Source organism: Paenibacillus sp. 7541 (assembly GCF_002276395.1).
GTDB lineage: Bacteria > Bacillota > Bacilli > Paenibacillales > Paenibacillaceae > Paenibacillus_AQ > Paenibacillus_AQ campinasensis.
Window position 1 is genome coordinate 1 of record NZ_NQLZ01000038.1, and the last position, 23,100, is coordinate 23,100.

Annotated in this window: 20 protein-coding genes; 1 reads left to right on the forward strand and 19 read right to left on the reverse strand. The window is 53.5% G+C overall.

The window, feature by feature from the left end; all coding sequences use genetic code 11:
* From CHH75_RS20670 to CHH75_RS20750, 17 genes are all read right to left on the reverse strand, one after another.
* The coding region (locus CHH75_RS20670; protein WP_255223090.1) for a contractile injection system protein, VgrG/Pvc8 family at positions 1-1,476 on the reverse strand (1,476 nt) is incomplete at its 3' end.
* Between the two features lie 16 nt (positions 1,477-1,492).
* The gene (locus CHH75_RS20675; protein WP_413773645.1) at positions 1,493-1,960 is read right to left on the reverse strand and encodes a DUF4280 domain-containing protein; all 468 of its coding nucleotides are present in this window, start codon (positions 1,958-1,960) and stop codon (positions 1,493-1,495) included.
* A gap of 11 nt (positions 1,961-1,971) precedes the next feature.
* The gene (locus CHH75_RS20680) at positions 1,972-2,493 is read right to left on the reverse strand and encodes a serine protease (protein WP_095267266.1); all 522 of its coding nucleotides are present in this window, start codon (positions 2,491-2,493) and stop codon (positions 1,972-1,974) included.
* On the reverse strand, positions 2,490-3,659 hold the full coding sequence (locus tag CHH75_RS20685) for a pentapeptide repeat-containing protein (protein WP_095267265.1): 1,170 nt from the start codon (positions 3,657-3,659) through the stop codon (positions 2,490-2,492). The genes CHH75_RS20680 and CHH75_RS20685 overlap by 4 nt, the downstream gene beginning before the upstream one ends.
* Before the next feature lie 43 nt (positions 3,660-3,702).
* Positions 3,703-5,127 carry a contractile injection system protein, VgrG/Pvc8 family gene (locus tag CHH75_RS20690; protein WP_095267264.1) on the reverse strand — a complete coding sequence of 475 codons (1,425 nt, stop codon included), beginning with the start codon at positions 5,125-5,127 and terminating at the stop codon, positions 3,703-3,705.
* Positions 5,124-5,762: a hypothetical protein gene (locus CHH75_RS20695; protein WP_095267263.1), complete on the reverse strand. Its 639-nt coding sequence runs from the start codon at positions 5,760-5,762 to the stop codon at positions 5,124-5,126. The genes CHH75_RS20690 and CHH75_RS20695 overlap by 4 nt, the downstream gene beginning before the upstream one ends.
* A 32-nt stretch (positions 5,763-5,794) precedes the next feature.
* Positions 5,795-6,580, reverse strand: a complete 786-nt coding sequence (locus CHH75_RS20700; protein WP_095267262.1) for a DNA and RNA helicase — start codon at positions 6,578-6,580, stop codon at positions 5,795-5,797.
* A gap of 24 nt (positions 6,581-6,604) precedes the next feature.
* Positions 6,605-9,253: an acetate and sugar kinases/Hsc70/actin family protein gene (locus CHH75_RS20705; protein ID WP_095267261.1), complete on the reverse strand. Its 2,649-nt coding sequence runs from the start codon at positions 9,251-9,253 to the stop codon at positions 6,605-6,607.
* Between the two features lie 77 nt (positions 9,254-9,330).
* Positions 9,331-10,020: an iron-dependent peroxidase gene (locus CHH75_RS20710; RefSeq protein ID WP_095267260.1), complete on the reverse strand. Its 690-nt coding sequence runs from the start codon at positions 10,018-10,020 to the stop codon at positions 9,331-9,333.
* Positions 10,017-11,312: a normocyte-binding protein gene (locus tag CHH75_RS20715; RefSeq protein ID WP_095267259.1), complete on the reverse strand. Its 1,296-nt coding sequence runs from the start codon at positions 11,310-11,312 to the stop codon at positions 10,017-10,019. Before CHH75_RS20715 ends, CHH75_RS20710 begins: the two co-directional genes overlap by 4 nt.
* 17 nt (positions 11,313-11,329) lie before the next feature.
* Entirely contained in the window at positions 11,330-13,186 is a 1,857-nt protein-coding gene (locus CHH75_RS20720) for a PP2C family protein-serine/threonine phosphatase (RefSeq protein WP_141235871.1), read from the reverse strand.
* Positions 13,187-13,236: 50 nt separating this feature from the next.
* Positions 13,237-14,082: a PP2C family protein-serine/threonine phosphatase gene (locus CHH75_RS20725; RefSeq protein ID WP_369680156.1), complete on the reverse strand. Its 846-nt coding sequence runs from the start codon at positions 14,080-14,082 to the stop codon at positions 13,237-13,239.
* Positions 14,083-14,130: 48 nt separating this feature from the next.
* Entirely contained in the window at positions 14,131-14,649 is a 519-nt protein-coding gene (locus CHH75_RS20730; RefSeq protein WP_095267257.1) for an FHA domain-containing protein, read from the reverse strand.
* Between the two features lie 37 nt (positions 14,650-14,686).
* Positions 14,687-15,259 (reverse strand): FHA domain-containing protein, encoded by a 573-nt coding sequence (locus tag CHH75_RS20735; RefSeq protein ID WP_255223092.1) that lies wholly within the window; start codon positions 15,257-15,259, stop codon positions 14,687-14,689.
* A gap of 34 nt (positions 15,260-15,293) precedes the next feature.
* Entirely contained in the window at positions 15,294-15,746 is a 453-nt protein-coding gene (locus CHH75_RS20740) for a J domain-containing protein (protein ID WP_095399081.1), read from the reverse strand.
* A gap of 108 nt (positions 15,747-15,854) precedes the next feature.
* Positions 15,855-16,280, reverse strand: coding sequence for a membrane-associated protease 1 (locus CHH75_RS20745; RefSeq protein ID WP_095267255.1), 426 nt, complete (start codon positions 16,278-16,280; stop codon positions 15,855-15,857).
* A 119-nt stretch (positions 16,281-16,399) separates the two neighbouring features.
* Positions 16,400-18,568 carry a transcriptional regulator gene (locus CHH75_RS20750; RefSeq protein ID WP_095267271.1) on the reverse strand — a complete coding sequence of 723 codons (2,169 nt, stop codon included), beginning with the start codon at positions 18,566-18,568 and terminating at the stop codon, positions 16,400-16,402.
* Positions 18,569-19,189: 621 nt separating this feature from the next.
* On the opposite strand from CHH75_RS20750, the gene CHH75_RS20755 reads away from it, so the two are divergent.
* On the forward strand, positions 19,190-21,307 hold the full coding sequence (locus CHH75_RS20755; RefSeq protein WP_230875864.1) for a vWA domain-containing protein: 2,118 nt from the start codon (positions 19,190-19,192) through the stop codon (positions 21,305-21,307).
* 48 nt (positions 21,308-21,355) lie between these two features.
* Here CHH75_RS20755 and CHH75_RS20760 read toward each other — a convergent pair whose 3' ends face one another.
* Together CHH75_RS20760 and CHH75_RS20765 are read right to left on the reverse strand one after the other, a co-directional pair.
* The gene (locus tag CHH75_RS20760) at positions 21,356-22,276 is read right to left on the reverse strand and encodes a serine/threonine protein kinase (RefSeq protein WP_230875863.1); all 921 of its coding nucleotides are present in this window, start codon (positions 22,274-22,276) and stop codon (positions 21,356-21,358) included.
* Between the two features lie 252 nt (positions 22,277-22,528).
* Positions 22,529-23,098, reverse strand: a complete 570-nt coding sequence (locus CHH75_RS20765) for a manganese catalase family protein (RefSeq protein WP_095267253.1) — start codon at positions 23,096-23,098, stop codon at positions 22,529-22,531.
* Positions 23,099-23,100 lie beyond the last annotated feature (2 nt).

The window sequence follows — 23,100 nt, forward strand, 5'->3', positions numbered from 1 at the left end:
GACTGGGGTTTTGATCAGGCCTTCCAGCTCTACCTCTTCGCCACGGGCATCGGTGTTACCGTCCATCACCAGACTGCTGTTCCCGCTGATCAGGTAGATACCCTCCTGCGCGGTTATCTCTATCTTCTTCTCCGAAGTCCATTCCAAATCCTTCTCTGCCGACAGCACAATTCCGGTATCACTCTGGATCGTGATGCCGTCGCTGTCTTCCAGCGAGATGAACAGACTGCCTTCGGTTGCTGTCAGGCTCATCTCGTTCGTACCGAATTTCAGCTCTTTGCCGAAATTGGTTCCCCAATATTTCGTATTCGGGTCCTCCAGCTTGGGGGAGGGCTGTCCGCCCTTGCGCACCGAGCCGCGCACGATCGCTTCTTCTTCCCTCGCGCTCTGAAAATACACCTGCACCGCATCCCCCACCTGAGGCATGACATACAGGCCGCTGCTGCCTTCTGCGGTATAGGGCGACTCGAACGGCAGCCAGACTGCCAGGCTCTTGTCCTGGAGTTCATCGATGTCCAGGTGCACGCGCACCCGATCTTTTTGCACATCCATAATTTTGCCGTCCAGGGATACCCCGGTAATCCGGTCGTTCAGGTAGAACGGCTGGCGGATCCCCGATTCCAGGCGAAGTGTGTAAGTATGTATTAGGGTGCCGTCCTGCAGAACGGACACCGCTCCGGCCACGGCCAGCTCCTGATCCCGGAATTTCACCCTGTCGCCAAGGCCGAGCCATCGCTCGGTTTCGACTTCATAATAGGTGAAGTCTGCCGGGCTTGCTTGAAGACCAGCCGCCTGCACCTGTGCGTAGGCGGCCAGATCACGGCCAACGGTGAAAGCCGTCTCTGACGGCAGCTGAGCCAAAGCACCATCCGGTAAGCCAATCCACAGTTTGGGTGAAGCGGCGGATGATTCCGGGATGATGACTGCACCGCTGCTGGAAGCCAGCCGTTTGATAAACTCCCAGTCCGTCTCCCGGTACTGAAGCACCAGCGAGTCCAGCCGATCCGCACCGTTCGTGGTGTCGATCAGATCCGCTCCGTCGTAAGCCATGACGACTCGTTCAATCAGCTCGGATGTGCTTTGATTCCCCAGCTGATAGGAACGGCTTTGCACCTTCCGGTCCAGCAGGGCAGAGTGGGAGACAGCTTCCAGCCTCAGCTGGTACACCCCGCGCACTGTCGTGATTTCTAGCTGCTCGACCCGGCCGTGGAACAGAACGCGCACCAGGGCGCCATCTGCATCCGTTTCCTGTATTTGGATCATTTCTTCCCTGACCTTCAACTGCACACTCTGGTCCTTCTGCTCTTCCGGAAGCACGGCGGTCAGGAACAACCTCGCGTGCTCCCCCACATGTCGTCTGATCTCAAGTGTGCCGAGGCTTTGAATTTCATAAGGAGACACGAGCCGAATCTGCCCGTATCCCTTCCAAGTATGTATCGCTGCCATCATAAATTCCCCCTCTCCCTGCACGGCCATCCACAGTTTTATCCGATCAATCCATTCCGCCGCTCGCGCTGCCTACGGATACCCCTCCCAGATTCTGGCCGTCATCCTCGATCACGATCAGACTGCCCGCGTAGATGCAGGTATTGGTGCACGTGCTAAGCAGTGCAGGGCTGCCTTCAATCAGGACGTCACTCTTTCCGTTGATCCAGGGGCCTGTAATGACCGGCACACAGGGCGCCTTCTGGACCCCTTCTGTATCGAACTGTCCGTTCTGCACAGCCGGATTGAGCTGGTTCGTACAGTTGCCGAAGTTGATAATATTCACGTTAGGCACATAATCGTCGATATTCATCTGGGGTTTCTCTTTCACGTAGACCCCGTGGCTGTATGGCAGCTTCAGTCTTGTCAGTTGTGTTCCACAGCTGCAGCTGAGAATGGCTCCGGCAACGACATATGACGCTTCAGCTTCCCCGCCGATCGAAGGCTGGATCTGTGGCATACTCTTACTGGACATCATGATTCCTCCTACGAATCCGCTCTGATCAGGCGAATCCCATTGTAGTCTCTTCGCAGCAGCGCTTCTGCCAGTGCCAGATGCATCAGCAGAATTCGCTCCCGCACGCCCCCGACCTGCAGGAGCATCTTCCCTCCCGTGTGGGCACGATCCACGACTAGCCGTTGCAGTGACCCATCGGGTGCAAAATCGCTCTTAACCGACAGACAATCGATACGGAGAGGTACGATCAGCCAATACACCTCTTGATGTCTGCGTGTTAGATCTGTAAAGGCTCCGGGTACGAACAGGGTGTCTGGAGCGAACTTCTCCACGATTCGCTTCAGCCTGTCCGAGACGAATGGAGCGGGCTGCTCGATATAATCCACATAATCGATCTGACCTGCTTCGGCTACCGTGAAATGCAGATTTGTGGCTGCAAGCTCCTGGGCATGGTCCGTTGACAGGAGCTCTGGCTTAACAACTTCCGATACGCCGAGCGGCTTGACCGCATTCACGAACCGATGATCCTGACTCAGAATGAAATAGCTCATCTTCCCGCCTCCCTCAGAAGGACGTTCCAGGGGCCTTCTGGAAGACTTGCTCCGGCCAAATTAGCCGCCTCCAGCACCGCGCCGGTAAGATTGGCTCCTGCAAAATTAGCTCCACGCAGGTCAGCCCCTGTAAAATCCGCGTCTCTCAGATTCGCTGCTGTAAAATCCGCGCCCCTTAGATCAGCATGGCGGAAGTCCGCTCTGTGCAGATCGGTCTCCGCAAAACAGACGCCAGCCAATCCCGGCATGATCCATTCGGTCTGTTCCTCTGTCGGCCATCCTGCGCTGATCCCGGTACATATGGCCTGCGGCAAGCGGCATCCTCTGAAATCGGCCCCCTGAAGCGCACTGAAGCTGAGATCAGTCTCCTCCAGCAGACACCCTCTCCAGTGAGTTCCAACCATCATGGAGAACGAAAGCTTGGCTGTTGACAGATTGCAGGCCCGAAAGGCCGTATACCGAAAATCCAAGCCGGGATTTATAATCCCGGACAAGTCCACTTCTTCAATCGCCTGATAAGCGTATTCGCCCTCCAGCTTGGCATCCAGCCATTCCCGGACCACGCTGCTGCTCAGACCCCTTCGGTCCTCTTTGTACACGGTGATGCTGTGATCCATGTATTCTCCGACCCTTACCTCGAATACACTGGTTCTTGCCAATGCCTGATATTCTGGCAGCAGAACAGCTTGCGGCATTGCATACCGGATCAGCTCGGATACATAACTGTGGAAATGAATCGCCTCTTCCAGCCTCAGTCTCTCAAGCAGCGGACGGGGAATTTTGCCTGCATACTTTCTTGCGTCAGGCTCCCAGCGTGACTCCAGTCCTTCCAGTGATTGAAATGCCCACTGTGGATCATATTCTTCCTGAACAGGCTGGCGGTCGAAGAACCAGCGCTCATCGAATGCCTCGGCTAGATAGGCTGGATGACCGTCTGTCAGCCCTGTCCGCAGCAAGGAATAGGTGATATAGCCGATTGCCTCCTTGTCTTTGGCTTGTTGGCGATCCAGTATCTTGCGGCAGAACTGCTGAAAATGTTCGATGAAGTCAGCCGCCCACTGCTCCCGCTTCGCTCGATATTCCCGATCCATGCTCAGAAGCGACGCATGGTGCCAAGGGGTCACCACGGTCTGTCTAAACTGTTCTAGCGCCTGTTCGCTGTACATCTATGCTCCTCCCCTCCGCTTCCCAGTGCCCTGCACCCGGCCGCTAGTTGGTATTCAGCTCTGTACCGATAAGCTTGGTCTGACCGTTCATCAGCAGGCTGCTCTCCTTACAGGTCAGGCTGATTTCGTCTTTGGCCGAAATGGCTACATTCTGTCCTGCCTCGATCATGATGTCTTCTGTGGCAATCAGCTTGATCATTTGACTGCTGGAAATTTCGATGCCGCCGCTCTCGTTTAGCCGGATGAAGATTTCCCCATCCTTGCCGGTAATAACGATCTCCTCCGGCCCCATCAGCAGCTCCTTGCCTGCCGCCGTACGGAAATATTTCATATCCGGGTTGCCCAGCTTGTTGCTCTCCCCTTCATCCGAGTTCTGCCGGACTGAACTGCTGGCCACCCCTTCCTCTTCCTTGCTGCTTGGAAAATACACCCGCACATGGTCGCCGACCTCAGGCATGCAGTACCAGCCGCTGTTGCCCTCCGCCGTATACATGGAGGCATACGGGAAGCAGTGCGCGCTATCCTTGCTCTGCGACTCGTCCATATAGAGATGAATCTGCACGGTGTCCTTCTTGACCCCGATGACCGTACCTTGTATAGAAGCCCCGATAATGCGCTCGTTGTACAGCTTGCGCTGGCGTAATCCCCGGCGTGTACACAGCACGTATCTGTGGACCAGAAGACCATCTCTCATCTCTGAGCAAGAGCTGCGGACATAAAGCAGACGGCCTTTGAATTCGATGGCATTCCCGAGATCCAGCACCCGGCTTGTCTCCACCTCGTAGAACATGAAGTCATTCTCGTCCAGGTGTGCTCCATCATTGGCAGAGTGGTACAGGAAATCCGATACGTTCTTGCCAACCTGGTAATGGAAGTTGTCCAGCTTGCCTTGCGAAGGAGTATCATAGATGCCGAAGTAGAATTTGGGATAGCTGAAGGTGGAAGCAGGCATGAGGGAAGTGTGGAAGCGGGAAGCAAGACGTTTGAGGAATTCCCAGTCTGTCTCCTGATACTGCATCGTAAAATTACCGATGGAAGCGCCGCCTGTCGCTTCATCCATGACGTCAAAGCCTGTATAATCGGCGGCAACCAGGTCGAGAAGTTCGCCATAGGTCATATTGTGATTCTGAAAAGAGCGGTTCTTCCGCTTGACATCAAGCAGGTACGTATGGGAAATCGCCTCAACCTCGAGATGGTATACTCCCCTTACCGCCTTCACCCCGACGTTCAGCACAATGCCGTGGAACAGGGGCACACTGCCGCCTTGTTCATCCACCTGGCTGACCTCAATGGTGGTATCGGCTTCTGTCATCAGCACGTAGCTCTCCTTCTTGTCTTCCGGAACAATCCCGGTCATCTTCAGGCGGGCATGATCATTGATCGCTTTGGTGATGGTGAGCTGCTGAAGACTGACAAGCTCGTAAGGGGTTATCTTCAAATTACCGTATGTAACAGCTAACGTGCTCATTGCGCCCCTCCTCCTTCGGCAGTTTCATGAACACGGAGAGAATCCAGCATGGCCAGGGCAACCGGACGCCACGCCTTCTTGTCCTCTTCAATGCAATTGAACGTGCAGATCAGAAAGCGCTTGTCCAGGGAAGCAAAAATCATCAAGTTATAAATATTGGTGTTCAGTGCGGGAGACATAAACTCACAATAGCCAAACGTCTTCTCTTCCGCTTGCTGCACGCCGTCCCCGATCCACTCGCGGATTGGCTGGGTAGAACGGGTAATCTGCACCATGGCATCCTTGAACTCCTCCACATCGGCTTCATCCAGTACATTGGCGGTGTGATTAAATGTCAGATTTATACTCAGACCATCATTGGTGAAGATAATTGCCGGACGGCGCTCGGAAGGATATTTCACCAGCGCTTCCTGTCTGGTCATGGGCCTTAACGAGCGGGGCATGGTGATCCTGACCCGTCCGTCGAGCAGTTCCTGCTCGTGGAACATCACCTTCTCCCCCTCAATCTCCACCAGCAGTTTCGACAGATCTGCACGGTCCGTCTGCCCTGTCCCGGCACTGGAAGAAGCTGCGGGATTACGCTTTGCTTCCGCCTCAATCAGCATGGATATTACTTTCTCGTCCATATGCTTCATTCAATTCCCCTCCTTGTCACAGTAATAATCCCCTAATCTACCATCATCCGCTGCGGACCGTTTCGCCTATAGCCTGTTAGCGGACGCTGTCCGCCATTCTCCTCCAGAATCCGCACCAGTGTCCGGTGGAGGCTCGTGCGATCCTGGGCCAAATGCCTGATATCCTGCAGACTGCTTCCCGTCCGCACCGCCACATAATGCAGCAGCGCCTCCATCTCGATGTACTCCTGATTCAGGCACAGCAGGGAGAATGACAGATCCGCCGGATCGGCGCTTCCCCTGCCCAGCAGTTCTCTCGCATAACACCTCAGAATCATCGGGGCGAGGGTGTCTTCTCCCCTGCCCGCACGCCGGACGTGAAGGACATTGAGTGTATTGTATTCGGTAGCCAGATCCGCAAAGTCTATGTAATTGGAGCGCAGCACGGCTCCTTCCTTCAGCTTGAATCGGCACAGCTCCAGCTCGTCAGGGCCGGGTGCATGCTCCTGAATGACGAGTCTTCCGGCATAGCTGTCGAAATCGGCAGACGACTCTACTGCTGCAAAACGCACGGCCAGCACCGCCTCCCTGCCGGTTGCAGTGTAAGGCACCTCCTGCTCCTCAGCCATCTGATAGATGATACCGGCATGCTTAACCAGTCCCGGCGTCACCGTCAGCGCATGCGGACCGACGTTGATATCGGCACCGGTCAGGATGCCGTCTGAATAGTCGCGGTACCGAATATCCAGATAGGAGCGCGGATAATCTCTCAAGCTCTCCAGCATGGAAGTCTTCAGGATTCGCCCCTTCTCGAACCGGGGCATCGTATGGATGAACATCAGCTGTCGCCTCCTCTCCCTTCGCTATTTCGTCCCGTCGAAGAAGTCCAGCTCGGACAGATCGTCCTCAAACGCGAAGAAGTGCTTTTCTCCAAGCTGCAGCATCTCATCCTGTCTTGCGACCGGAACGACATGGAATCCCCAGTGGCTGCCGCCTGTGAATACAAAATAGCGGGTCTCGCCGTTGCTAATCGAGTCGGTGTCATCCTGGAGGATGTCCTTCCCGTACTGCTGCGCGATCTCTTCGTAGGTTACCGGGCGGTATAGACCCGGCCGGTTATGGTACACATGGCGCCGGGGCGACGCCCCGCTTGCAGAGAGGAAGAATTCCACCTCCGCGGTGTGGGAAGGACGCGAGATATACCGCGCGGCCCCAAGCGGCGCCAGACTTTCAATCAGCACCTTCTCCACTCCGGTGTGCGTATACGCGCTGACCGCATAAGGAATGGCCGGCACATCGCTGGACAGGACCGGCTCGATCCGGCCCATCTTCTTCGAGTTCAGGTATCGGATCGCCCCTCGCACACATGCCAGCTTTAGTTCAGATACCCGGTCCTGATCCCCCGGCTTCTGCCGGAATTCAATGCTGCGACCCGGCACGAACTCCTTGAGTGCTTCGCGGAATACGTCAATGCGGCAGCTCTGGCCTGTCAGCTTGATGATCGAATAGTCCTGGAGTCGTCCATCCTGGTACAGATCCTCCAGAAACCTGCGCACGATGCCGTATATATCCGCCTTAAGCAGCTGCTCGATCTCCCGGATATTGAAGATGACATCGGGCAGCCTGTATTCTTCTCTGAACCGGCCATTCTCCAGGACCGAGACCATCCAGCGGTTCATGACCGCAATATTCAGATCCGTATCGGCAGGAATGACATTCTCTGTCTCGAACCGGCTGCGCAGAATCCCCGTACGCCGGAAGAATTCGCGCTTCATATTCTCGGCCGCATCCCAGAGCAGGTGGAAATTACCGAGCACCCGCTCATATTCTTCACGGTTCGCGTGCTCGTAACGTCTGTATGCGGTTGGAAGGATCGCCTCCGCTTCCCGGTAGCGCCGCTCAAGCTCGGCATACAGGGCATCCACGCCGTGTTCATCCACATACCGGTAGATATCGCCGGGCGATTCACGGATCAGAGCTTGAATCTCCGTGTCCGGCAGCCGCTCCTCAGCCGCATAGTAACCAGCGAACACAATCTTCATGTACTGCATGATCCGGTAGGTCAGATTGTTGCCTCCGAAGTTGGTATCACCGTTCTCATAAGTGGTATGAATGTCCAGCTTATAGGCGATGCGCCCGTCTTCAATCCGGAATCGGCAGGAGGAGAGATCCGTCGTTCCTCCCCCGCAGTCAATGACCAGCGCCTGATACTCTCTGCCGTCGGTGAACGTTCTTCTCTCCATCTGGTCTGCCAGCGTGTTGTACAGCACAGCTACCCCTTCGTCCAGCGCATCAGCGGCTTCAATCCGGTATTCCGGCACAATCTCGGTAAACATCTCGATGAACTGCGTCTTCAGCTTCACTGGAGCCGAGATATGCAGGTGGTGGAACCGGCATTTGAACTGCTGCTCCGCCATGCCCACGACGTAGCGGATGAATGCGCCCAATATCTCGCTGCGCGGAACCCGGGCCGTGCGGCCCTCGGGGTCTATCAGCTCCTCGGCGCGCTTGTAATCATTCACCCAGCGCTTGATTCCCCGCAGCACGGTAGCCTGCTTGCCGATCGTTCCCTCTCCCCGTGGCGCGGCCTCTCCAAATGCATAGACAATCTGCTTCGGATTGGAGCAATCCTCCACCGCAACGGCAGTCGGCAGCACTTCAAGCCACTCTCCGTCCGGGCCGGACGGTCCGGGGAATTGAACGTAATTGATGTCGTTCAACCGGATTCGCCCCGCTCCTCCGTGGTCTGGCATCGATACGTATCCGCTGTCCAGATAAGCACCGGCCGTTGTATTGGACGTGCCGAAGTCGATGGCCAGCACCGCATCGGTCCGCTCCGGCTGACGGATGACCAGCTCTGCAACCGGAACTCGAACCGCATGCAGACTGGTTGGCACGAGCGGTTTGTCGCCGTAATAAGCTTCATAGAGATAATCCGATTCCCGGCGCCTGAAGAACAGCAGGCTGTAGTGCTGATTGACGGTTCTTCGCAGCTCGGCCATACTGTCACGGCACAGATAATAGTCCTTTCCCTGCTCTCCACTCCTGACCAGATTCAGAACACCGCATAGTTCATCCTCCCTGTTCACGATCAGCACATTACCCTCATCCAGCCATGGCAGCTCTGCCTCCACCCTGTAACCGTCTGTACGATCCAGCATAATGTCTTCGTACAGTACGATCTTGGCTGGCACTCTCATCCGTCCGGAATCCTTGCGGTCCGTCCCCAGATATCGGCGAATCGCCTGCTCCAGACGCTCAAATCCGCCCTTATTCGGAACGGTGATCAATTTGCGGCTGTCAGCTCCCCGGTATCGCAGAATAAGCTGAATGAGCTTGTCCCGATCCAGCGGATTGGCGAGACCTTCTACCAGCCGTTCTTTTGTGCATATGCTGCGAAGCTGAAACGTCGTCATCTGCTCCAGCTCAGCTCTTGTATATTTCGCTGTGAACCGGACCCCTTCGGACGTCGTGGAGTCGTTGTACAGCCGGTATGTATATGGTCCGCTCATCCTTCATATGTCCTTTCTTATGGCCTCAAGGCCGCTGCTCTTTACAGACGGCACCTGGAAGACCCGGTTATGTAGGGTCAATACAGAGCTATTTCGTCCATCCGCATGGTGCTGTCCTGGTCCATAATTCCGAAATGTCTACTCCAATAGATCTCTGTATGCAAGCGCGCGGGAAGGAACAGATCCATAATGAGTCCGACACGCAGGCGGGATCCTTCACTCTCTTCCCGGCCCACATAGATCAGCAGTTCATCCTTCTCCTCGCAATTCGCATAGATGATCGAATGGGGAAATAACTGGCGCATCGTCTTGCGGAACAAGTGGACCGCTTCCCCCGTTTCATAGAGACTGAGTAAATTCTCTGCCACGTAGTCCTGTTCGGTGAGTTCAAGCCTGGCAAAACGCATCCCATTCTGTACCCCGAAGATGCCTTCGGCAAGATCCCGCTTCATGAAACGGATATAGTACTCCCGCCGGTTCATCCCCTGATACAGATCAGCCTCAGCCAGGAAGTGGATCAAGAGATCGAACAACGTCTCCCTGAGCTCCGCATGCTCTTCCACCCCGGGTCCGAACAAATCCCGGAAGATGGAGTAGAAGCGGTAATAAGGATTCACCTCTACGGTCTGCTCCGGTTTTGTAGCGTTCAGATCGGACAGGCTCAGCTCCATATAAGGGGAATAGGTGGTCGCCGGGACAAAACGGATGTCCTTGTCCGCAAGCTTCAAGCTTCGGGCCCGCATAAGCACATCCCAGACGTAATTCATACCCAGACCCCCACACACCGGTATTCGGGAAAATACATCTGTACTTCCGAGACGAGAAAGCTAATCAGATCCCCGTCAATAAAAGACGGGCCGGCTCCCCTCTGCTCTGTCCGGCGGAACCCCAGCCGCATGACCAGCTTGTCTTCTTCCCTACGCACATGATCACTAACGAACGAGTTCAGCGGATAGGTGAAGCCAGCAGCTGCTTGAGAAGCTGGCACAATATCTACCGTCTCGAGTTCAAGGCCCTCTCCCGCTTCCATGGTAGACACAATCCGGGCAATTTCCGCTTTGGCCCGAACCGCCATTCCCTGCTTATGGGCATATCGCCCGGCGAAGCTGTCCCGTCTCGTGTTGGACACGAGCTTGTACATCTGCCTGCCAAGCCGGAGCTCCATCGGCCGCGTAACTTTCAGCACTTCCCAGACCGCCGCCTTCTCGCGCGGTGTCACAATGGTCAGCTCCTGTTCAGAACGCTTGATGTACCGGATTTCCATTTCTTCGCCAGGACGTACAAGATAGCCGTGCTCTGCGCCAGTTTTGCGCAGTGACAGCACATGCTCATAATTGATTCTGTCAATCGCCGGAACCGGGAACCCGCTGTTCTTCAGCGACAATCGCTCGATATTCCAGAGCGGGATCAGGTCCTGTCTCCTCACCGATTCATATTCTTCCAGCGACACTGTAATCTCCCGAATTTCCTCATGGGGCTGAGGGTCTTCCTCACCTCCCGTAAGGACGCAATCGACGAACTTCCGGATATACGGATGGTTAACCGTTCTCCAAGGAACCCCGTTGTCCAGAAAGACATGGTAGAGCTTCTCGATCTCCTTAATATAAGTGTCGCTTGCTCTCAGCGTGACATCGATCCGGTAACTCCCCGCATCCGTCACGAGCTGGCCGTGAAATTTCCTGCCGCTCGCTGCAAGCTTCAGGATGTCAGCGGTGTCCATCTCCAGAAACAATCCGAACAGCTTCATCTCTCCGCCTTCGCGGATCACTTCCGCCACCTGGCTCATATCCACCATGGACCTGTTCACATCAGACGGAAGCATCGGGAACAAGTACTCATGAATCGGATCGTAATCTTCAAGGGAGCAGACAGCCCCGTAAATGTCATACCGGGAACCGGGGTCCTCCAGCTCATCGAACACGCGCTGCTCCAGCTTGCGAATCATCTCCTCCTGGTAGTCCACCAGATTGAGGAATACACCGGTCATCAGATTCTTCAGCAGCTGGCGCTGCTCAAGATCATTCATCTTCCCAAGCCGTTCCTGTACAAGTTCCTTCACATCTGCTCCCCCTTCCCCTATTCCTGACTTTCCGAATCTGAAGCCTCGGCTTCATTGCCATCTGAATTGTCTTCGCTTCCGTTCTCTGCTGGCTCTTTAGTCTGCTTCTTCTGCTCGGTCTGTTCGGTCTGCTTATTCTGTTCCGTCTGTTTGGTCTGCTCCCGGATAGCGGCTTCAGCTGCCATCCGGGCTGCCTGTTCAATGGCCGCTTGCTGTGCCGCAGCTTGATCGGCCGCAGCCTGCTGAGACCCGGCTTGACCGGCTGGCCCTTGTTGGATTGCTCCCAGATCACTGGCTTCCTGCTGCTGAGCCAGCGCAGCTCTCTCTTCATCCTGCTTCGAACGCTGCTTGTCCTCCACCTTGGTGATGGCGCGCTCCATAGACAGGACACTCTCCAGCTTGCCGATCTCCTGATAGATCTGCTGCGCCTCAGCATAGGCGTCGATGGCGCCGCTGTATTCTTCGGACTGCAGCAGCCGCTCGCCGCGAGCTGCTAGCTTGCCGGCCCGGATTCCCTGCAATTCATGCTCAATCGCGGTTAATTTGTCCTGGGTATCGCTTTGCTTTCCACTGATCTCCTGGATAACGCGATCATATCCACCCTCTGTCGCCTTCTTGTACGCCTGCTCATACAGCTTCAAGGCATCCGTGTAATCTCCCGCCCGGAACTTCACGTCTGCTTCGGTAATCTGCTTGCGGATCGCCTCATAACCGTCCAGATCCTGGATCCTCTTCTCAATGGTATCGACACTGGAAGAGAGGTAGGTCTTGGCGAGGCTCAGCGCCTTCTCGTAGCTAATCTTCGCATTCTCGAAATCCCCTTCATCCACGTAACCATCCCCATCGACAATCGCTTGTGACAAGGCCTGCTTGTTCAAATACAGTTTTCGGTTGACCAGATCCTTGATGCGAGTCGCGGCATTTTTGGCCTCACTGTAAGGAGAGATCGCCTTCTGGAAATCCCCGAGTCTCGCGTATTCGTCTCCGAGGCTCCCTGATTCCATGATCTCTTGCACCGCTTGGGCCTTCTTTTCAGCCGATCTTGCCAGGGTAATCCAGGTTCCGCCCCCGATCAGAAGCATGACAATAAGCGCGATAAGAATTCGCTTGATGAGCTTGGCACGGTTCTTTGGCTTCTCCTGATAGATCTTCTTGACACTTATGGCTGCCGCCGTGTAATTCGGTATAATTCGGCGCTGCCGGCTGAGCAGCACCTCTTCCAGCGTGTCTGTCAGTATGACCGGATCTTTCGACTCTTCGAGCGCACCCAACATCTCGGCCAGTTCGACCTCTTCCCACATGCCAGGTGTAACCATCAGCAGCACATCTCCGTCAGCAAGCATCGTCTTCTTGGAAACATAAGCTTGAAGCTTGCCCGGTTTGCCCAGATACTCAAGCAAGTTGCCGCGTTCCTCATGAAGGTGTGCAGCATCCTCCGGAATACGTCCGTCGTCTACGAGCGATTGGGCCAGACTGTGGTCCCTGCTGCGGAAATTCAGTCTTCCACCGCGGAAATGATACAGGCGGACATTGCCGACAGAAGCGTATACCATACGCGTGTAATCCGTGACAATCACCAGGAGACTAGCCTTCAGCCGGACCCGCCGACTCTCGAACTGCAGCCATTCATGAGCGTCACGCAGGCCGCGCATAAGCCGCCTTCTGGACATCGACGGCTTCTCCATGAAGTTCTCCAGCACGGCCTTCACCGCCATCTCGGCGCTGTTCATATCTGTCACCGTATCAAGCCCGTCGGCAAGCACATAACAGGCCAGATCCTCGGTCTCTATGTAGGCAAAATAATCCCGGTTGTCGATGAATGAGCCTGCTTCCGATACAAAGCCTGTCTCGAACTCGCTGTTTTCCTTGCGCATGTATACCTCCGTCATTCCCTTCTCTGCCTGTAAGCCTGCTGCTTCGGTTGTTACTGCATCTCCTGCAGGATCACCACAGTGGCATTATCCTGATTCCGCAGCCCTTTGGCCCCGATTTTCTCAATCATTGCATCTGCCATATCCTGCGGATGGTCATGCTTCTTTAAGATACTCTCCAGCTCGATCTCGGTCAGCGCTTCATAGATGCCATCACTACACAGCAGTACAAGATCACCTGGATAAAGTCTGTATGGAGCATCTGCAATCTCCATCTGTTCAAAGCCTTCATAACCCAAATAATTGGTCAACTGATGACGGACTGGACTGGCTGCCGCCTCCTGCATGGTCATCTCCCCGGCAAGCACCTTCTCCTCAAGCAGCGTCTCTGCCGTATGCTTGGAATTGACCGCTATGAATTCCCCCTTGCGGAAGATCGTAATCAGGGTGTCTCCAACAGCCCCGTAGTACATGTATCCTTCAGACAGTACAACTGCAGCCAGCGTAGTTCCGCCTCCCTGTCCATTCAGATGCTGCAGAATGAGACGGTTGCTCTTGACCGCTGTCTCGGCAAGATATTCGGCAATCTCATCCTGCCTGTCCAGTTTGCCGAACTCCTGTACGAAGGTGTTGACCGCCATCATGCTGGACATTCGTCCGTTGCGCAGTCCGCTGATCCCGTCCGCAACAACAGACAATGTGCCCAAGGACGTCGTAACACTAGCGAAGTAATCATCCTGCTCGTCCCGGGTTCCGATCGTCTGACCATTGCCGACTTGAACGCGCTCTTCCGGAATATTGATCTTGCGGACCTTCGCCGTCCTCATCAATCTGATGCGGATGATGAACAGCAGGGTAACCAAGCAGACCCCCGTGATGAATACATAATGGGGCTGAATTGCACTTGCTTCGGGCACTTCTCTTCACCTCTACCCAGCCTGAATCGACTAATTGTTGTTATCCCATTCGAAATGCGGTCCGCACAAAGGAATGAATATGAATTTGCTTCGCCCGAGCTGAATCATATCGTAGGCGTTCAGCTCAACCGGTGAATATACCGCCTCATTGTTGTGATATGCAAGACCGGATGCGTCCCCTGGCAGCAGGAAGAAGTTCCGCTTCTTCGGGTCGTACACCACAACTGCGTGATTTCTGCGGGATACGGTGTTATCCCCGAGAATCCGAATCTGCATCTCCTCCGCCCGGCCAATGAAGTTCTTCTCTGCCATAATCCGGTAATCCTGGCCTACCTGCGCACCTTCAATGCATACCAGCCAGCCGGTAACCGGATGTATTCCTGTCGTCTCGCCCAGATACGGCATCGTCTTGTCGTCTTCTGTCTGCTGCTGTACAGCCGGACGGCCTGATGGTGTCTCCGTATGTACCGCTGAGTTGCAATATGGACAGGTATTGCCGTGCTTACGTGTACTGAACATGTGACCGTTCGGACATCTTGTCAAACTCATCGTCTGTTTCCTTCCCCCGTCTTCTTGATATCAGTTCTTATTTGACCAGCAATCTGGTGTTGGCTATGTACAGCAAATCCCCCGAGTTAATCCTGCAGGGCTCACCGCTCTGCAGCTTCATTGCCGTGCTTCTGCTTGCGGCTCTGACACCTGTGCCGCTTGCGGAATCATTGTCCTCAATGAACCATTCCTGATTCACTCGATTTAGGACCGCGTGCACACTGCTGATCAAGGAAGCGTATTCGCTATCAGCCAGGTCAATCTCGACCTCCTGCATCGGATTACTCTTCCCGATCAGAAGTGATGTCTGTCCCATGATGTACCATTCCTTCACCGGTTCACCGTCTTCATCGATCTGGACCAGCTTGACAATATCGCGCGGCTCTGCGGGTTTTCTGAATCCGGCATTTGCCTGCACTCTTGTCGAAGAACCGCCATTGCCCCCCAATGCCAGATGCACCAGCGCGCATATGACCACACTTCCAGCGGCCGCTATCTGCCAGTGGATATCCTCGGATAACAGAAGCACATACGCTACGGCGGTAATCATAATGACCCAGATGGACAGATCCACGGCGAACAGCCATGCAACTTTAACCGGTTTTCCCACGCCCAGCTCCCCTTTGCGTTAATGTTTCTGGCGCCTATTTCCGGATACCGAAGAAATTGCTGAACAGATTGTCGGCATCAAGAGGGCCTTCGGGCTTCTTGCCCGGCTTCTTCTGTGCTTTCTTGCCCGTTCTCGGAGCGTAACCGAAGAATCGCTCGAACTCAGCTGCCACACTTGCCGCATCCGGCGGCGTATAAGCTCCGGTTCCGGTCGCGTGCGCCTGTCGATCCGCTTGCGGGCCACCCTTCTGTGCAGCCTGACTGCCCGTTCTCTGCTCTTGCTTCAGCCTGTCATCGTATGCCTGCCGCGAGGCTTCGCTACGCAACGTGTCATAGGCTTCATGGATCAGCTTGAACTTGTGCGCGGCATCCTCACTTCCTTGGTTCACATCTGGATGATAACGTTTAGCGAGCTTGCGGTATGCCTGTCCAATCTCCTCTGCCGAAGCATCGCGGCTGACATCGAGCAGCTTGTAATAATCGGTCATTGCCCTCTTCCTTTCGGTTCGATTCCCGGATGAGATAAGGATATGAAGAGGCATGAATGCCTCTTCATATCCTTCGTGTTACAGACCTGATGTGTAACCCGAAGCGGGTTATACAGCGTACCCGCCGTCGATCTTCGCGAGCTCCGTCTTATCCTTCTTCTGCTTGACGAACAAGGTGAATGAACCGACGCCTTCGGTATCGCCGAAGCTCTCGGTATAATCGACAACGAATGCATTAGGGAAGTGAATCTTGCGAACGACCTGGTCTGCCGCAATGACCTCAAGTGTTAGCTTACGGTAGCAGTCCGCCTTCTCTGCCGGAACGAGCGACCAGAGCGCCAGCTTCATCGTGTCGTCTGCACTGTCGCCATCTGTAGCTGTAATGATCTTGCCCTTGATGAGCAGTGTGGAACCGACATCCGTGGAGCGGGCATTGGAATCGTTAGGAGTATCCGTGTCGTATACAACCGTTTGGATGTTGTCCATCCCGAGTTCAATCGTTTCTTGTCCTTCTACCAGCAATCTGAATCCCATGTGTGTTGCCTCCTTGAAATAAAATGTAATAGCCTCCGGGGAGCTTTCGCCGCCCCGGAATTTATGTATAAAGGCGAATCTGTGAGATAACGCCCTTAACACCTTCTTGAATAATTCCATTACGCCTTAACCGGGCTGGTGCCCTTCGTAATCATGACTTCCAGGTTCTTCACATTGCCGTTAAAGACCAGATCGATATGGCACATATTGCTCTTCTCATCAATCACATAGCTCATATCGTCTCCGTCTTGAATAATGGAGTTGACATAGCCGCGGCTTCCGAGCCATTTGCTCTTCTGGCTGCTCGGATTGTTGCTGAAGAAGCGCACGATATTCTCATGCTTGAAGTCTCCGGTCTGGTAACGCAGAATGCGCTCGATATACGTACTGACCAGCGTTTTGTAGATGGAATCGAACCCGTCTTCCGACAGCGCCATGCTCCGGGCTTTGTATACCGTAATCCGGCGGATATCCTTCTCCTGCAGCTGGGCGTTCTCTGAGGAGAACACGAACCCGAAGTTCTTGCTGTTGATGGAATCCTTGATCTTGTTCGTGAAGCCTGTAATCTCCTTCGCCATCGTGGTCACCGTACGCAGACTGTTATCACCAGCTTCAATATCGAAGCGAACGCCCGGATAATCCTTGTTCACAGTCTTGAACGCCTCACGAAGGTACTCCGGACACTGATAGGCAGCTACCAGACCGGCCGCCACATAAGCTGCTCCGACATACACACCCTCGATCCACAGCTTCAGAATATCTTCCTTCTCCTTGGACAATTCGACGCCGTGCTCGGTCTGCAGCATTTTGCTGTCGATAATGACGCCCGATTTCTCCTTCGGAATGATCGTAAAGTTCGGCACACATGGAACAGCGAATTCACTGTATTCCCTCCGTACCAGCGGTGTACATTTGTCGATATATTTCTCGATGCCAGAGGTAGCCATGCTGTTGAAGGTCGTGTCTTCTCCTGATTCGAAGTTGAAGAACACCTGGATCTTGTAATCCTTGACCACCTGCAGCAGCATCGAGAGCGACTCCATCGAGTATCCTTCCTGCTTCACAATCTTCTCGTTGCCTTTGAAGCGCTGACGGGATACTCGAACATTGCCGGCTGTCTCCAGCTCGACTGAAGGTACGATGCCGAACCAGATCGTATCTGTGAAATCATTCTTCGAGTTTACCGTGTTCAGGAAGGTTTCCAGGCGAGGAATGTTGCTGCTCTTCACGAGCATGTCCAGCTTGGCATTAGCCACCAGCATCGTCGGCAGCATGCCTTTGTTCTTGGTCGCATACTGGTCGAAGAACATTTTGACCCCGAGAATTTTCTCCACCAGAGGCTTAACCGTTTTGACAAAATCATCCTTCGCGTTCTTGTAGAACTCCAGATAGGTGTTATAATTCTGAACCTCCTGCTCCACATTCACCTCAGTCTGAACCGCTGGCAGTGGCACGAAAGTGCGGACGACTAAGTCTCTCACATAACCCGAAGGGCTCTCACTGATCGAGTCGTAGTCCTCCTCGAAGACGGTCGTGAGTCCGGTCGAACTGTTCTCATCCAGCAGCATCAATTCCTTGGTTTCGCTCTTGGGAGCTTCGATAATCTTGAGTTCGCCGCTCTCACCAATGGTGAGCATGCCGATCTGAACAGCCTCTCCTTCGTTCTCCTCCTTGGTTCCCCCAAGAAGAAGACGGGTCTTGATATCCTCGATCGCCAGCGGCAGCATCGCCATTACATTGTTGTAGTTCTGGCTTGCCTCTTCGAACATCGCATTCAGCTTGTCGCCCATGTCCAGCTTCTTCGGATCATCATCGTCCAGCTTCTCATACTGGCTGTACATGTAATGAATCTCCTTGCGCACCTGACGAATATCGTCCATCACCTTCTTCGGTGAGATCATATCGAGCAGATTCTCGAACTTAAAATCCACATTCGTAATGCCCTGGCTCCGTTTTGTGTCGATCAGGGTGAAGAGCATCTTCAGAAAGTCGTTATGCTGGTTCACCTTGATCTCGGAGATCATGTCATCCGGTATGCCTTCAGGCTTCTTGAGCGTGTACATCACCCGCTGGTTGGCCGCGTTGAAAAAGGAATAGACCGTAGGTGAGAATTTGTCCAGGAACTCATCGAAGCTGCGCACCAGGAGGTGCTCGTTAATCTCCTTGATCTTCTCATCACTCAGGCTGTCAATTCCTTTGACATCGCCAACGATTGTGACCAGATCAAGCTTCTCGGGATTGATCTCCTCGAAAAGCATCGTACGGTTGGTTTGATTGATAATCTCCATTGCGGTCGGCAAGCAATTCGCGCACTTTGTCTGTCGCTTGCGAGCAAACGACGAACAGTTTATCCGCTTGCCTCCTCCTCCCTCTGGGTTTTGTATTGGATCGGCGGTAAGCCCCGGCTCATCATCTGCCCGGTACTTCATCCGTTTCCTACTTCCTGTTGTAAATTGGCTAAAGCATTAACTGCAGAGACGCACGGATCTCCTTTCTTTTACTTTAAATTCCAATTTCATTCATATCCTGACCCTGAGCAGTTCGAGTTTCTGCAGCAATATGTGAGTGATCATACTGTAAGGCTTTAAATTATGTCAATTTGTGGGGTTTTTCGCGAAAATCACACATTTCAGGTGTAATTACGAAATACAAAATGTACATAAACGAAATTAATGCGAAGAGAAATATGCATAATTATGATTCTTCTGATTCAATTCCATTATTTTCTATTTAATTGGAGAGGGGTGCGGTCGATACAAATGTATTGAGTTAAAAATTAGGGGATATCTGGAAGTATAGGATCTAATTTAAAGTTGTTCGAAATTATCCCTACCCCATTTATTTGCAGATATTTCAAGGCCTCATTGAGATTAACGACAAGCTAAAATCTACAAAAACGGAGGAAAATCATGAATCAATCAGCAGGCACTAAGACCATACTCCTTATGACTTTTTTCCTGTTTTTCTATTCCACGCACAATTTTTGGTTACCGCTATCCGCACAGGCGTACGCAGATGGGAAGAAGCCCGGCTATGACGCGGTGTTTGTGCTGGATACGAGCTATTCCATGACGGACTCGGATCCGGAAGGCATTGCGGCAGAGGTCATCAATATGTTCATGGACATGAGCGAGGCGAGCCAGACCCGAGTCGGGTTCGCAGCCTACTCCCATCGGATTGTGGCCTTAAGGCCCCTGACCTCTGTCTCCGTCTCCTCTCATAAGCAGCAAATTCAACAGGAGATCCGGCAGCTTAGACCTTCTGGCTATACGGATATCGGCCTAGGGCTCAAACAAGGGGCTAAGCTGTTGTCCGATGGAACTCAGGAGGACAGACAGCCATTCTTGATCCTGCTCTCTGACGGAGAGACGGACCTTGGCCCTTCCTCTGCGGGCCGCACCAAGACCGACTCCGAGGATGATGTCGCCGAGGTTATTCAGCTGGCTCAGGAAGAGGGGTTCCCGATCCATACGATTGGGCTGAATCATGACGGAACGGTTAACCGGGAGCAGCTTGAGCATATTGCGGCCGAGACGGGAGGCAGCTCGTACATTACGAGCAGCGCCGACGATCTTCCTGAAATTTTCAATCGGATATTCGCCAATCAGATCCGCTCCAAGCTGATGCCCTCCGCAGCGATTACCGCTACCGGAGAATTGCAGGAAGCAGTGGTGAACATACCGGATTCCACTATGGAGGAAGCCAATCTGATTTTGCTGTCCGAGCATAAGCTCAAGGAAGCTCAGATCTATTATGACTCGCAGAATATTCGAAGATATGAATCTAATAAGTACACCATTCTGAAGATCGGCCAGCCTGATGCCGGCGAAGTTAAACTGAAACTAAAGGGAAGGCCGGGAGACCTGATCAAGATCAGTCTGCTTGGGAGCTATGCGATTGATCTTCAGTCAACCTTGACGCCGGGCGCTGCCAACGCTGAGGGGGGAAGCTCGTCTGACAGTAACGGCAATTCAACGAGCGAGGTGCTGAAAGGGCAGAAGAATCTGTTCGAAGCGAGGCTTATCGGACAGGAAGGCGAACCGGTGAAGGACGAGGCGCTGTACAAGCCGCTCACAGCGGAGCTTGTCATCAATCCTGAGGAACCGGATAGAACAGAGCGTATCGGAATGACTTATACAGATGGGGTGTTCCGGGCTGAATACAGCTTCCCTGAGACTGGTATCTACGCTTGGCAAATCCTGCTTGATGGACCAGGGTTCTACCGAATTGGCAGTATTCACTCTGTTCAGGCCACGAACATTGCACCTGTCGCCTCAGGTGACTGGAATCTGTCCGCCGTTCGGGAGGATGGGGACATTACGCTGAATCTGAACGAGTATTTTCAGGATATGAACGGAGATCCGCTTGTCTATACCCTGTCTGATCAACAGGAGAGCTTTCCGTTAGCCGCTACGCAGATCACAGAAGACGGGCAGCTGATTCTACACGCACCTAAGACGGGAAAGGGCGAGCTGATTGTTACGGCTACAGATCCATCCGGTGAATCCGCAAGTTCAGCACTGCTAGTAACGATAAGCTCCAAATACACCGTACTGAAGTGGACAGCTGCCGGGGGCGCTTGCGCATTAGCTGCTGCAGCTCTGCTGTATCTGCTGCTGCGTCCGAAGCCTCAGTTCACCGGCAGACTGGAGGGCCTGTTCTTGGCCACTGCCAGCGGAGAAGACATTCCGGTCAAATCATGGCCGCTGACTTCATTTGGAGGAGGCACTGTAACCCTCGCGGAGCTGTTCCGTACCCTTCAAGTGCAGGAGTCGCTCCCGGAAGCAGCCAGAATCGTGTTCAGTGCAGGCAAACAGGGTAAGCTCTATGTCAAGCATAGTACACGATGCGCGGTTCAAATCGGCAAAATGCCTGTTCCAGCGGGCAAGAAGGCTGCCCTCGACTTCAACGAGAAGTTATATGTCACCTTCGAGGACGGTATAACCGAGATCGAGCTGCGGTATAAGGCTATTAAACCCAATACCAATATCTATACCGACCACCTGACTGTGAAAATATCCTCGTAATCGGCATTATCTGCTTCTGATAACAAAAGGAAGCTTTGGCGGATAGCGCTAACGCGCCGAACTTCGCCGAAGCTTCCTTTTGTTCATTAAATACTCCGTCCGCAGTGCCGCTTTGAGCCACCCGAGCGATATTCTGCGCTGTTGGGGACGGAGAGCCAAGCCACGACGAATCGCGGTTGATAGCAGCGCTGAAACCCCGTGACCCACGGGTTCAAAACGCAGACGGTCTTCAAACAGCCTTTGTCTTACATCCGGTGGCGTCTCGCCGGTACAGCAGCGGTACATCACCGCTGCCAGACTGTATATATCCGACGCGGGTCCCTGCTGTGACTTCTTCGAATAGAATTCCAAGGGGGAATAACCGGATGTGGTAAAGATCGGGTACTCCTCCTGTGTATACTGTACAGCAGATCCGAAGTCAATCAGCTTCACTTCCCCCTGGGAGCTAATCATCATGTTGGAGGGCTTGATATCCCTATGGATGATGCCGTGTGCATGAAGATATGCCAGCGCATTCATGACCGGCAGAAGCGTATCATACATCAGCTGCAGATCTGCTTCCCGCTGTTCCAGAATTTGCGCCAGCGTGGTTCCTTCGCAGAACTCCATGACGAGATAGGCCGTGCCTCGCTCCTCGAAATGGTCAAGGTATCGAACGATCCCCGGATGATCCAGCCCCTTCAGAATGAAGGCTTCCTGCAGGAACTGCTCCCTGAATTCATCGAGCTTGTGCGCAAGCGTCCGCTGACGGCAGACAACTGTTTTTCGGTCTTGTCCTCGTGCAGCCAGGGAAGTCGGGAATAGCTCCTTCACGATCACTTTCTCCCGGGTGTCGATCTTACGTGCCAAATATACGGCAGAGAGCGCACTGCTGGACAGAACCGTTCGGATCTGATAGGTGTTATGTAATTTGGTGCCTCTGGGTAGAGTTTCTTCCCTACTCCTGTATGTTCGATATTCGCTGATCAACCGTCTATCCTCCTGCATGGGAATTTAGCTGCTTAGCTGCATGGCTGTTCTTCATGAAGAGGTTGTCTTTACAATATATCGGTTCACCATTTCTTCAAGTTTAGTGGTTTAGAAAATACACTCCCTTCCGTTTACGCAAAACGGGAACAGGGCGCCTCAAAGGTCATTAACCTGACCAAATAGGCAGCCCTGCTTGTGCTCGGCACAGGACCCTTCAAGGAGAGATAACCGCTATGCCATTCATCCATGTGATTAGAATATTTTCTTATGCTCCCGATCCTCTTTAATGATCTCCACCGCTTCCCGGAAGCGGATCGAGTGAATGATTTCACGCTCGCGTAAAAATTTCAAACTATCCTGCAGGTCCACATCATCGGTCATGTCAATCAGCCATTGATATGTAGCCCGGGCCTTCTCTTCCGCAGCAATGTCCTCATACAGATCGGCGATCGGATCGCCCTTGGCCTGAATATAGGCTGCCGTCCACGGCACACCTGAAGCGTTCTCGTAGAACAATGCGTTGTCATGGTTCGCATAATGGGCGCCAAGGCCGGCTGCTTCCAGCTCCTCGACACTTGCATCCTTCGTAAGCTTGAACACCATGGCGGCAATCATCTCAAGATGGGCAAATTCCTCGGTGCCGATATCATTGAGGAGACCGATCACCTTGTCAGGAATCGTATATCTCTGATTCAGATAACGGAGAGCGGCTGCCAGCTCCCCATCCGCACCGCCATATTGCTCGATCAGAAATTTTGCCATTCGGGGATCGCACTTGCTAACTCGCACCGGATATTGCAGTTTTTTCTCATAGACCCACATCG